This window comes from Phyllobacterium sp. (genome assembly GCF_037994425.1).
Taxonomy (GTDB): Bacteria; Pseudomonadota; Alphaproteobacteria; order Rhizobiales; family Rhizobiaceae; genus Phyllobacterium.
In genome coordinates this window covers 1-12,577 of sequence record NZ_JBBNAM010000388.1, presented here as the reverse complement: position 1 = coordinate 12,577, position 12,577 = coordinate 1, and the positions used below count along the sequence as shown (strand labels likewise).

Genomic DNA, 12,577 nt, shown 5'->3' with positions numbered 1-12,577 from the left:
GCGCCGGTGACCTGCAGATGGTGTCGGTGCTGCTGAGGTTGAAAGGATCGGGTATGCTCAACGAATACCCGAACCTCTCCGCCTATGTTGCCCGCGGCGAAGCGCGGCCCGCATACAAGCGTGCTTTCGACGCTCAGTTGGCGGTTTTTGCCGCCGCATCGACCGGCTGACAAAGGTCCCTTTTTGTGCTCGAAGCGTCATTCTCTTATGGATTATCCAAAAGGTCGCCCAATTCCCGCTTAGCAATCGGTTTGATACGTATCGCCTCCTCTTCCGCAATCCAATGGTACGGAAAGCGCAGACGGGTACCGACGGGCCCCCACCCGCCGATGGCACAGAGCAATTTGTCGAGAGCGGCATTTGAATAACCAGCCTTCTGCCTGAAGGGCAAAATATGCTCGTCCATGAACCGGCAGATGCGCTGTTCGATCTTAAGGGCCGCAGCGATGTCGGTCCGCATTAGTTCGGTCCATCGCTGGGCACCGCTTGGACTGAGGCACGCAACATTGGAAAACGAACCAGCCGCAATCCCCTCCTTCACCCCAGTAGCAAGATGATGTCCGGGAACGAAGAGTGAGATACCGTGGAGATGCTCGCGGGCTTCGCCATACCAGTCCTTGCCGCCATCAGCGAGCTTCACGCCTGCAACGCCCCATGTCATGGCCAGAATGGCGCCGAGTTCCGCCGGCGAAAGTACACGCTTTGCATGGGGCGGATTATAGAGGATCAGCGGAATTCCATTTGCGTTTTCGCTTGCCCGGTTCAGGAAATCGATGGCTTCCCCGTTGGTCACAGGCCACCAGTCAGGCAATATGACCTGAATGGCTGCAGGACCGAGCGCTGCGGCACGACGCACCCGATTGAGCATGATGGCCGGATCGGACTGGCAGGCGCCAACAACGAAGTGCATCGCCGCCCTTTGGCAGCGTTCGGCGAGTATGGATTGCGTCCTGTCAAATTCCTCCTCGGTCTGGTTGTGAAATTCTCCGGCCGTACCATTCGAGTAGATGCCGTCGACTCCCGCATCAATCAGGATATCGATCTCCTCGCCGAGCTTTTGGAATTCAATGCTGTCATCTGGCTCGATCGGCAGGAGGAGACTGGCCCAATTGCCGCTGATAATGGGGTTTCCTGCTTTCACATCAGGCTCCTGGTTCGTTTAGATCGTCGCGAATACAGGCCTTGAAGTGTCCCGGCGCCACTTCACGCAATTGCGGCACCGTCTTGGCGCAGGCGTCGAGCGTGTTCGGGCAGCGCGTGCGAAACACGCAGCCACTCGGTGGATTGGCGGGACTTGGAATATCACCCTCCAACATCTGGTGATTGCGCGATGCATCCGGATCGGGCGACGGGATGGCCGACAGGAGCACCCGGGTATAGGGATGTTGCGGCCGGGCATAGAGATCCAAGCTTGATGCTATCTCCATGATCCTGCCGAGATAAAGGACAATTACCCGGTCGCAGATATATTCGACGACGGCGAGATCATGTGAGATGAACAGCATGGTGAGACCAAGCCGCTGTTGGAGGTCACGCAGGAGATTGATCACCTGTGCCTGGATCGACACATCGAGTGCCGATACCGGTTCGTCGGCGACAATGAATTCCGGCGAAAGTGTCAAGGCGCGCGCTATACCGATACGCTGACGTTGACCGCCGGAAAACTCATGCGCGTAGCGGTTGATCGCCTCTGCCGGCAGGTCGACCTGTTCCAGCGAGTCACGAGCTCGATCAAGGCGCTCCTTGCGCGATCCGATACCCTGGATTTTGAGGCCCTCGGTCAGGATCTCGCCAATCGTCATGCGCGGCGACAGGCTAGCGAACGGGTCCTGGAAGATATATTGCATGCGCGGGCGCGCCTTTCGCATCTCGGCGGACGAGAGCGTGGTCAGTTCGGTACCATCAAAGCGGATACTGCCGGAAGAAGGCTCGACAAGCCGTAACACCGAACGCCCTATCGTGGTTTTGCCACTACCGGATTCGCCGACAAGCCCCACCACCTCACCCTTATCAATATGGAATGATATCCCATCGAGAATATTCAACTTGGTGCCACGCGACAGGTAGTGCTTGGCCAGATCGCGGACACAAAGGAGCGGCATGGGGGTCATCGACTTACCTCCTGCCAGCGAATGCAGCGGCTGCGGTGTGCCGGATTCACCTCGGCGAACGGCGGTACTGCTGTCCGGCAGGCGTCGATCGCGAAACGGCAGCGCGGCGAAAATGCGCAGCCGTCAGGCATGTCTGCCAGGCTCGGCACCACGCCGGGGATGGCGGCGAGTTTCTGCCCCGCCTGCTTCATGCGCGTCGCCTCGCCAAGGCGCGGTATTGAAGCCAGCAGGCCTAGGGTATAGGGATGTCGCGGATCGCGGAAGACCTCGCCTACGGGCCCCTCTTCCACGATCCGTCCTGCATACATGACTGCCACCCGATGGGCGATCTCGGCCACCACGCCAAGATTGTGCGTGACAAAGAGCATGCCCATGCCACGCTCGCGCTGGAGCTTCAGCAGGAGATCGAGGATTTGCGCCTGGATGGTGACATCGAGCGCCGTCGTCGGCTCGTCGGCGATCAGCAGCGTCGGATCGCAAGCCAGCGCCATGGCAATTGTTGCGCGCTGCCTCATCCCGCCGGATAGTTCATGGGGATATTGCCCGGCTCTTCGTTTAGCATCGGGAATTCCCACCTGTTCCAGCAGTGTGATCGCCGCATCCATAGCTGGCTTGCGACCGGCATTGCGGTGGATGCGGATGGGCTCGGCTATCTGGTCGCCGACCGTAAACACGGGGTTGAGGCTGGACATCGGCTCCTGAAAGATCATGCCAATGTCATCGCCGCGGATCGCTCGCATTTCCTGTTCATCAAGTTCCACCAGATCGCGAACGACCCCATCCTTGCTCTTGAAGCGAATACTGCCGTCCGCGATCGTGCCGACATTGCGGGTCAGAAGGCGCATGACGGAAAGGCTTGTTACCGATTTGCCCGAACCGGATTCCCCAACGAGCGCCACCGTCTCGCCGGCGGCAACGGTCAGATCGATCCCATTGACTGCTACAATCTCGCCGCCGCGCGTGCGGAAGGTCGTGCGCAGTCCGTGGATGTCGAGAATGGGTTGGACGCTCGCGTTCATGCGGTCTTAGCCAAGCAGGCCGGTTAAACGCAGGATCGCGTCGATACGCTTAGCTTCCGCGTCATTCAGCGCTTGGCGCGGCCGCGCCATGACATTCGTGCCGATTATGCCGAGACTGCGCATGGCGGTCTTGAACCCGCCGACACCGGAAGCGCCGCCGCTGACGCGGTGCTGTGCGACCCACACGATCTCGAACAGTCGGCAGAGCCGCTCCTGCTCCTTGCGCGCCGTGATCCAATCACCGCGCCGCGCGGCATCCCAGAGCCGGACATAACCGTGCGGGTCGACATTGGCGAGGCCAGGTACCACACCATGCGCGCCCATCAAGAGCGCATTGTCGACGACGATCTCCGAACCAGTCATCAGGAAGACATCCCTGTATTCGGCAAGATCAAGCAGCGCGTAACGGAAATTGCCATCATCCCCACTGGAATCCTTAAGACCGATGATCACACCTTCTTTTGCCAGTGTCGTCACCGTTGAGCGTGCAAGTTTGGTATGCACGCATACCGGAATATCATAGGCTACGAGGGGAACATCGACAGCATCCTTGATGTAGCGGAAATGATCCAGCGTCTCGGCCTGACTGGTAACGGTATAGAATGGCGCGGTGACGACCACGGCAGCGGCGCCAGCTGCCTTGGCGACCCTGGCGTGGTTGATCACGCGATCGGTCGTCGGATCAATGACGCCCGCAATCACCGGCACGCGTCCGTTGACCACTTTGACTGTGTGCTCAAGGATTTCCTGGCGCGTCTTTTCGTCATGGAACACCACTTCGCTGGTGGAACCGAGCACGAACACGCCGTGACATCCCGCCCCTATCAGATGTTCCAGCACCTTTGTGTAGGACGAATAGTCGATCGTGAAGTCAGGGTTGAGCGGTGTCACGACGGGGGGAACAACACCATGAAATCTTGTCATTTTCGCTTTCTTTCGGTTGTCAGTTCAATTCGGCGCGAGGATCGAAGGCGTCCCTCAGACCGTCGCCGATGAAGTTGATTGCCAGAACAGCAAGGACCAAAGCTCCGCCGGGGAACAGCCATTGCCAGGGAAACTGTTCGAGAACCGCGGTTGAGCGGGCGGCATTGAGCATGTTGCCCCAGCTGGCGGCAGGAGGCGCAATGCCGAGGCCGAGGAATGACAATCCTGCTTCCAGAAGGATCGCGTTGGCGATCTGCAACGTCGCAAAAACGACGAGAATATCGATCGAATTCGGCAGGCCGTGTCGGAGCAGCAGGTGTCCGAGACCTGCTCCCATGCCACGCGAGGCCAAAACGAAGTCGCGTTCGCGTAGTTCAAGCAAGCGCGAGCGGACCATCCGTGCCAACAGAGGCCATGAAAGCAGCGAGATGACGAGAACCGTCGGCCAGATGCCGGTACCGGCAATCGATGCCAGCACCAGCAGGAAGATGACAGGCGGCAAGGTCATGACCAGATCGACGAAACGCATGGTAACCGCATCGGCCCAATGTCCGGCAAGCGCCGAAATGGCGCCCATGAGAAAACCGATGATCGCGGAGATGATCGTTGAGGCGCCTGCCACGAGTAACGAAATGCGCCCGCCCTCAAGAACACGCGCAAGCACGTCGCGGCCCACGCCATCAGTGCCAAACCAGTGTGTCGCGGTGGGCCCGCTGTTCATGGCCAGAAGATCGATATCATTTGGTTTGAACGTCCACCACAGCGGGTAGGACACAATGAGCAGCAGCATGGGTACGATAACGCCAACGCCAAACAGCGCCGCCCGGTTGTGACGGAAACGATGCAGCGCTCGTGCAATTGGACCGGGGCTGGGTCGAGGCGTGCGTGCAAGCATTTCAGCCCACCTTGATACGCGGATCAATGAGCGCATAGGTGATGTCGGTCGCAAGATTGACGGCGATCACACAGGCCCCGATGATAAGTGTCGCGCCCATGATGACGGGGTAGTCGCGTGCCTCCACGGCATTGACGAGCAGCAGTCCCATACCTGGCCAATTGAATACGCTCTCGATGAAGATCGCACCGCCGATTGCCAGACCGATGGTCGAGCCAATGAGGGTGACGACAGGCAGCAGTGCGTTGCGTAGCGCATGTTTGGCTATGACCCAAAACTCCCTGACGCCTTTTGCGCGGGCCGTACGCACATAGTCCTGGTTGAGCACTTCCAGCAGCGATGATCGCATGTAGCGCATGATCAGGGCGGCCTGAGCGATTGAAAGCAGTGCAGCAGGCAACACAAGGTGCTGCAAAAGGTCACCGAGTGAAAATTCAGCGCCTGGCGTCAGCATGCCCCCTGAGGGAGCCCATTTCAGGCGCACCGCAAACACATAAAGACCGATCAGCGCGCTTAGAAATGCCGGGCTCGAAATGCCGATGAGGGCAAATATCGAGCATGACACATCGGTGGCCGAGTTGCGCCGTACCGCACTGACAACGCCCGTCACGATGCCGACAACGATCGCGATGATCAGGGCAGAGCCCATCAACACCACGGTCGGTCCGATACGTGAAAGCACCAGGCTCAATACCGGTTGATCCTGCCGCTTGATCGAAAAGCCCAGATTTCCGGTCAATGCCTGCTTGAGCCATGCCAGATATTGTACCGGCAAGGGCTTATTCAGGCCCAGCTGGCTACGCAGTTGCGCAAGTTGCCCTGGCGCCATGGGGATGTTCGGGTCGATATAGGCATCGATAGGATCGCCCGGCGTAAGGCGCAGGAGCAGGAAGATCAGCATGCTCAAGGCGACAAGCATGCCGGCCCCAATTATCAGGCGTCGAAGACTGTACTGAAGCATCGCAGTTCCGTCGGATTGGGATGACTGACGTCACCCCTTAAGGTGGATGCGGGCTATTCGCCGATGGACCATTTTTCCGGATGAGCCTGGTAGGGGCCGCCGCCCGGAGCCGGAGTCCAGATGAAATCCTTAACTTTTGCCGAAACAACGCCGTAACGGTTTGCCACCCACAGCGTTGCCCAAGGCAGGTTCGTGTTCATCACCTTGCAGACATCCTGATAGAGTGTGTCACGCTTGGACGCATCCGGTTCAGCGAGCGCCGCATCGAGTGCCGCGTTGAGCTCGGGCATGCGAGCCCTAACGACATTCGGTCCCGCCGGCGGAATCTGCTTTTCATTGAGACCGACATTGATGCTGCCGGCGTCCGGGCCATTCTGCAGACCGGCATAGACCAGCTGGAATTGCGCGACATCGGGTTTCGGGTTGAGGACGATACTGTTGTAAGTCGGCGTATCGACCGCTCGCGGTACGACGTTGATCCCTACCTGCGCCAGCATCGCTTGGACGGCAGCCAGCACATTGGTTGCCAATGGCGTGGTGTAGTAGGTTAGCAAAGTGATTGGTTTGTCGCCGTTGATTTGCGCCCACCCGGCTTCCTCGAGCAGCTTCTTGGCCTTCTCCGGATCATAGGCATAATTATCGATATCCTGCGGTATCAACTGGTCGACGACATAAGCGCAGTCGGCTGGCTTGGCGGCACCGCTGTAGAGACTCTTGATGATCGCATCGCGGTTGATCGCATACATCACGGCCTTTCGGACACGAACATCCTTCCAGATCGGCGATTCGTGGTTGAAGCCAAGATAGTTCACGACAAAGGAATCGCCTTCGATCACCTTGAACGCTTCGTCGCCTTTGAACGTTGATACGTCGTTGGAATCGACATAGGTGAATTGGATCTCGCCTGCCCGCAATGCCGCGATAGCGGCAGCGGGATTGGCGAAATACCGGTTGATCACACGCTCAAGCGCGGGTTTGCCACCGCGATAGTCTGTGTTGGCGGCAAGCTCAACATACTGGTCGGTGACATATTTGGTAAATTTGAATGGTCCCGTGCCAATTGGTTTGGTCGACCACCAGCTGTTTTTGGCAAGCTGGTCTACAGGAATGGAACTCAGCGCATGCTCGGGCAGCATCATGACCTTCGTCAGTGTATCGAGCGTGCTGGCGCTTGGCGCACTCAATTTGATCACGAGCGTGTGCTCGTCTGGCGCTTCGACCGACGCGACGGCCTTCAGCCTGGCGGCAAGGACCGAGCCGGATTTCGCGTCCATGGCAAGTCCCATAGTGAACTTCGCATCATTCGACGTAAACGGCTTGCCGTCGTGCCATTTGGCATCCGCCAGCTTGAATGTGTAGGTCAACTGGTCCGGACTAACCTCGTAGGAGCCCGCCAGGACGCCAACGACCTTTTGCAGCTTCTCGTCATAGGCGACGAGCGGCTCGAAATAGACGCTAAGCCAGGTGAAGCCAGCTGTTGCGGCAAGCGGGTTGAAGTTGCCCTGGAATCCTCCCGGTCCGACATCAAACCCACCCGACAAGGTTGCTGCTTGCACGGGCGTCGGCGACATCGATATGCCTGCTCCCACAAGCATTGCCGATAGCGCGAGCGCCGAGGCCATCATTTTTAGCTTCATGGTATCCTCCCATTGGATGAATTGATCTTGTTATGGGCAATTACCCGAGCGATCCCCTCGTAGTGGCTGTCGAGACGGCTGCGTGCGTCTTCGAGATTCTTCGCTTCCACAGCATCGACGATCGCCTCATGATCGCGCCACGTTCGCATCGGATCGGTATTTTCAAGATTGACGAAGTCGGAAGCCTTGTAGAAGGCTAGCCAGAACACCTCGATGACCCGCACCAGGGTTTCATTGCCCTGGCAGCGGAACAGCAGCCGGTGGAACAGCCGGTCCTCGTCAACGAAGGCCTCGTTTCGTTCGGCATGAACCCGCATGCGCGCCACGACCCGCCGCAGCTCCTGGATATCTTCGTCCGTAATTAATTGGAGGGTCTTGCCGATGAGGCCCACCTCCAGCGTGCGGCGGATTTCCAGGACTTCCTCGACCTGGCGCAGGGCCCCTCCCAGTCCGTAGGCGAGATTGTCAAGCAGCGGCTCGAAGGAAAAGGCTTTCACGAAGACCCCGACGCCGCGCCTTGACTCCAGCACGCCGACCGACTCGAGCGCCTTGATGCCTTCCCGGACCGAATTGCGACTGACGCCCAATTGCTGCGCCAGATCGCTTTCCGGCGGCAGCGGCGCGCCGGCCTGCAAGCCATTATCGTCAATGTAGGCGCGCAAACTTTCCTGCACCGATACGTGAAGGAGCGGCGCTCTAGTCAATGGCTTGATCGATTTCAGACCCATCGTCATCTCCGCTGGTCCATAACATATCAAATATCCACTTGTAGGATATCTGTCAACTGGGCAGTGCGCTCGACCTAGGCGCGCGGGACTTTGGTCGATTACGTAGGTTACGGAGATGGTGTGATTTTTGAGTTGCGATCGCCGCGTGGGTCTACCTTGGCGAAGGCCTGGCTCTGGCCACGCTACTTTTTCGCAAACCTTGATGATCGAGTCTTTCCTTGGCGCTGCACATGGTCTCTTTGATCAGGCGGCGACGTTGCGCTTTGCTTGGGGCTGTAGCAAAGCGGGTAGCGCGGTTTGCATACTGTAGGTGAGGTCGTCAAACGTGCGATAGGCGATGAAGGGAATGTCTTGGAAGAAGCAGTAATCGGCGAGTTGCCCTTTTGCGAAGACGAGTTCCGGCCGATGCGCGGCGCAGAAATCCGAGCGTCCCTCACCGATATAGACGCGGGGACGTTCCAACGTCAGCGCGCGGCATTTGCAGACGCCCGATGCGGTAAGGCATGAGGGATCGGCATAAGGCGATGAAAGGGTGTACTTCGTCAGCCCCTCCATTGTTTCGATCGAGAGTTTGTTGGCGATAATATGAAGGCCGGCCAAGCCATGGCGTGCAAAAATGCGTTTGATAAAGTAGTCGACGCTGTCACTGACGATCGAAATGGGGATGTGGCGAGAGCGACAGAAACGGACGAAATCGGAAAAAGTCGGGTCGAGAACGACGTCGTCCAGCAGCTCATCGAGCTCCTCCTGCTTGGCGCGAATCAGAGCGATCTGGCGGCGCATGCGCTCGCCAGAGCCGATTTTTCCGTCCAGCCATTTGCGTTCCACTATTTCCCATTCAGGATCGGCCAGGCGCGCCAGAATGAAATCGGTCGCATCGTCGATCGAGATCGTTCCGTCAAAATCGCAAAACACATGCATTTGATAACCCTCATTTGGACTGCGCCCGGGTTTTAGCAGCCGGTCCTGAGAGCAAAATTAGGTGAGGATGAAGCGGAACTGAATTTGCTGAATGCTCTCGGCGGGAGCTCCAAGGCCCTAGCTCTTGAGCAATCCCACATCGACACGAAGACCCCCGCCAGCGTTCGGGACGTTGAGCGCAATGGTTGCCGACAAGCGGTCCACGATATCGGATACGATTGCCAGTCCCAGTCCCGATCCTTCCTTCTGGGGGCTGTCGATACGATAAAACCGTTGAAATACCGCCTCGTGGTGCTGCGCGGCAATACCGGGTCCGCTATCCGAGATGGACAGGAGCCACCGATCGTTCTCCGGCTTGATCGTCACGCGGATCGAACCGCCTGCCGGCGTGTACTTGATCGCATTGTCGATAAGATTGCTGATCATGAGGCGTAGCAGCGGTTCGTCCGCACTAACCAGGGCCGTCTCCGATCCAAGCAACGATACGTCGAGTTGCTTGCCGGTGATCAGATTGCCGAACTCGGCAATCACCGAAGCAACCGTATTATAGAGAGGCACGTTCATGAGCTCGAGGGGCTGGTGGCTGACACGCGCCGTGCGCAAGAGCTGTTCGATCATGCGCATCGCCCTCTCATTGCTGGTCTCAAGATCGTTCAGGATCACTTTGCGCTCGTCTTCATCTTCGGTCACAGCGAGCATCTGCAGCAGCAGCTTCACGGCTGCTTGCGGGGTGCGCAACTGATGTGCCGCATGATCGGCGAAGCGCCGTTCAGCAATCAGTGAGCGGTCGAGTTTGTCCAGGAGCTGGTTTATGGACCGGCCGAGCGGGGAAAGGTCGCGCGGCAATGTATCGATCGGTATGGCGGTCAGGTCGTCTGGCGAACGGCTGCGGATCTGTCGCACCAGACCGTGAATGGGACCTAATCCGTTGTTGATACCGAACCAGATCAGGAAGGCGATGATTGGCACGAGGATCAGCAAGGGGAAGAACAGGTTAAGCATGATGTTGAGGACGAGCGTCCGTCGCAGCGCGAGCTTTTCTCCGACCTCAATAACAATTGATGTCTGCGGAATTGACAGCGAATAGACACGCCAGGCCTCGCCTTCATAATCAATCTGCGACAAGCCCGTTCGCTGTTCACGAATGTGCTCGGGAAAAGCAGTGCTCGAAAAGACTCGGATTTTTCCATCTTTCCAGGCTCGGAACATATGGGCTTCGGCATAGTCGTCAGCGTCTTCGTTCATCGCCAGCTGATTGCCCATTGCCAGGTCGATGTCGCTGATCTGTTTGGGCGGTCGCGTCTCCGGCCTCTCGACCTCTTTCTGCAATAGAGTCCACAATAAATTGGCATCGTTGATCAATTGCGCATCGTATATATTATTGATTTCGCGCGTCGCACTGTGAAAGGCGAACGCAGCGACAATGGCGATTGTGATCAGGATCGTCGGCGTAACCCTGAAGAAGAGTTTGCGGGTTAACGTCGACCTATTCACGGCTCGACCATATAGCCGACGCCGCGTATGGATCGGATGAATTCACTGCCGAGCTTTTTGCGCAGATTGTAAATGACGACCTCGGTCGTGTTGCTTTCAACGGCATTTTCTGCGCTGTAGAGAGCGTATTCGATATCGCTCTTCGTCACGTACTTGCCCGCACGTTCCATGAGCAGCTTGAGCATCTGGAATTCCTTGGCGGTCATCGTAATCTGGCCCTGCGGATTGCGGACGACCATGGCCGAGGGGTCGACCTCCACGTTCCCGCAACGCAGCAGGATTTCAGAGCGCCCTTCCCGACGTCTGACGAGGGCGCGCAACCGCGCCAGGAGTTCGTCGAGATCGAATGGTTTAACCAGGTAATCGTCCGCGCCCGCATCGAGCCCCTCTACTTTTTGGAACGCGGTGTCCCTGGCCGTCAGGAGAAGGATCGGCACGAGGTTCTTGTTTCTGCGCACGGACTTCAGGACCTCCAGTCCGTCGAGCTTTGGCAGGTTGACGTCGAGGACTACCAGATCGAAGCTCAGATCGAATATTGCAGAAAGAGCCGACTCGCCGTCCTTCAGCCAATCCACGCCGTAAGCATGCTTTTCCAGAGCCTTTTTTAACGACGATCCAAGAAGTTCGTCATCCTCAACGAGCAACAAACGCATTTCACTTCAACCCTCGAAACGCAGGCCCGCAAGCCGTAGCGTCGACAGTAGGAACGAGCTTCTCGACTTTTTTAGGAACCTTATCCAGCGATGTTGCGAATTTTACCGGTTTGAACGGCTCTGCAATGTTCAACTGCCGAACGACGTATCCCGTGGGCCAACCCTGCGAAGGCCAGTCGAAGGGGAAGAGCGATTCGCTGACGCCGCAGTCTGAAGACACTTGCGCGAGGCGGAACAAAGGCCTCCTGGCAAGTGTCGCTGTATCCGTGGAGAAAAAGGACCCACACGCGTCAAAAACGAATATAGCCATTGTTTCGACAATTGTGCTCTACAAGGGTTGGTCCTTGATACCGGGGTAATGGTTTGCACGATACGTTCAGTAATACGCAACATGAATTGACAGAGAAGCTGATACTTGCCAATCCGTGCCACGTGGGGTCGGATGTCAAGGTAGCCGTCGTTGTTCCAGCTTATGGCCAACCCTGGTTGACCAGCGAGGCGTTGCACACCGCGCTCAATCAGGTCACCGATTTCAATTACGCCATTGTTGTTGTCAATGATGGATGTCCTCTCCCGGAAACCCACGATGTTTGCCAGACATTTGCCGCCGCTTATCCTGGCCGAATATTCTACTTGCACAAGAAAAACGGAGGATTGAGCGCTGCGCGCAACAGCGGGATCGAGTTTGCGCTGGCAGCCTTTGCGGATTTGGAAGCCGTATACTTCCTTGATTGTGATAATCGTATTGGCCCACATCTCCTGCAACGACTTCTCGACGCATTGCGCCAAAGCGGTCCGCATGTCGGTTGGGCCTATCCGGACATCAACAAGTTCGGGTTCGATGAGTTTGCCGATACGTCCGGACCGTATTCGCCGCTGGAGCATCTCTTCCGCAATTTCTGCGAGGCCGGAAGCATGGTTTCACGGCGCATGCTCGATGCCTCGGTAAGATTTGATACCGATATGCGCCAGGGCGTCGAGGACTGGGATTTCTGGTTGCGCGGCCTGGAGCGGGGCTTTCGCGGCGTCCATGTCAAGGATGCGGGTTTCGGGTACCGTCGCCGCGGCGAAAGCATGCTGGTTGCGGCCGAGCGCGACTTTATCCCTATCCTTCGGCATATTCGCAGCCGCCATCCGAAATTGTTCAATGTCCGTAACGTCGTGGATTACGAAACCCAAGCGCATGCACGCTATGCCATCTACCATCCTGACACGGGCACAGTAAGGTGTTTTA

General features: G+C 57.5%; 12 protein-coding genes and 1 pseudogene. 2 read left to right on the top strand and 11 right to left on the bottom strand.

The window, feature by feature from the left end; translation table 11 throughout:
* Window positions 1-170: pseudogene (locus tag AAAB35_RS25950) on the top strand (glutathione S-transferase family protein); the annotation flags it as partial.
* Between the two features lie 35 nt (window positions 171-205).
* On the opposite strand, the gene AAAB35_RS25945 reads toward AAAB35_RS25950, so the two are convergent.
* The 11 genes from AAAB35_RS25945 to AAAB35_RS25895 all read right to left on the bottom strand — a co-directional run bounded on the left by AAAB35_RS25945 (window position 206) and on the right by AAAB35_RS25895 (window position 11,343).
* Window positions 206-1,141, bottom strand: coding sequence for a dihydrodipicolinate synthase family protein (locus AAAB35_RS25945; protein WP_340671224.1), 936 nt, complete (start codon window positions 1,139-1,141; stop codon window positions 206-208).
* A 1-nt stretch (window position 1,142) separates the two neighbouring features.
* On the bottom strand, window positions 1,143-2,111 hold the full coding sequence (locus AAAB35_RS25940) for an oligopeptide/dipeptide ABC transporter ATP-binding protein (protein WP_340671223.1): 969 nt from the start codon (window positions 2,109-2,111) through the stop codon (window positions 1,143-1,145).
* Complete coding sequence (locus tag AAAB35_RS25935; RefSeq protein WP_340671222.1) at window positions 2,108-3,130, bottom strand: ABC transporter ATP-binding protein; 1,023 nt, start codon at window positions 3,128-3,130, stop codon at window positions 2,108-2,110. Before AAAB35_RS25935 ends, AAAB35_RS25940 begins: the two co-directional genes overlap by 4 nt.
* 6 nt (window positions 3,131-3,136) lie before the next feature.
* Window positions 3,137-4,054 carry a dihydrodipicolinate synthase family protein gene (locus tag AAAB35_RS25930; RefSeq protein ID WP_340671221.1) on the bottom strand — a complete coding sequence of 306 codons (918 nt, stop codon included), beginning with the start codon at window positions 4,052-4,054 and terminating at the stop codon, window positions 3,137-3,139.
* 19 nt (window positions 4,055-4,073) lie between these two features.
* On the bottom strand, window positions 4,074-4,949 hold the full coding sequence (locus AAAB35_RS25925; protein WP_340671219.1) for an ABC transporter permease: 876 nt from the start codon (window positions 4,947-4,949) through the stop codon (window positions 4,074-4,076).
* A gap of 1 nt (window position 4,950) precedes the next feature.
* On the bottom strand, window positions 4,951-5,910 hold the full coding sequence (locus AAAB35_RS25920) for an ABC transporter permease (RefSeq protein ID WP_340671218.1): 960 nt from the start codon (window positions 5,908-5,910) through the stop codon (window positions 4,951-4,953).
* A gap of 53 nt (window positions 5,911-5,963) precedes the next feature.
* A complete protein-coding gene (locus AAAB35_RS25915; RefSeq protein WP_340671217.1) occupies window positions 5,964-7,547 on the bottom strand; it encodes an ABC transporter substrate-binding protein in 1,584 nt (527 codons plus the stop codon).
* Entirely contained in the window at window positions 7,544-8,275 is a 732-nt protein-coding gene (locus AAAB35_RS25910; RefSeq protein ID WP_340671216.1) for a FadR/GntR family transcriptional regulator, read from the bottom strand. Before AAAB35_RS25910 ends, AAAB35_RS25915 begins: the two co-directional genes overlap by 4 nt.
* Before the next feature lie 243 nt (window positions 8,276-8,518).
* Window positions 8,519-9,196, bottom strand: a complete 678-nt coding sequence (locus tag AAAB35_RS25905) for an MtnX-like HAD-IB family phosphatase (protein ID WP_340671215.1) — start codon at window positions 9,194-9,196, stop codon at window positions 8,519-8,521.
* A 117-nt stretch (window positions 9,197-9,313) separates the two neighbouring features.
* Complete coding sequence (locus AAAB35_RS25900) at window positions 9,314-10,690, bottom strand: ATP-binding protein (RefSeq protein ID WP_340671214.1); 1,377 nt, start codon at window positions 10,688-10,690, stop codon at window positions 9,314-9,316.
* A complete protein-coding gene (locus AAAB35_RS25895; RefSeq protein ID WP_340671213.1) occupies window positions 10,687-11,343 on the bottom strand; it encodes a response regulator transcription factor in 657 nt (218 codons plus the stop codon). The genes AAAB35_RS25900 and AAAB35_RS25895 overlap by 4 nt, the downstream gene beginning before the upstream one ends.
* Before the next feature lie 396 nt (window positions 11,344-11,739).
* On the opposite strand from AAAB35_RS25895, the gene AAAB35_RS25890 reads away from it, so the two are divergent.
* A partial coding sequence (locus AAAB35_RS25890; RefSeq protein ID WP_340671212.1) for a glycosyltransferase family A protein occupies window positions 11,740-12,577 on the top strand: 838 nt, incomplete at its 3' end.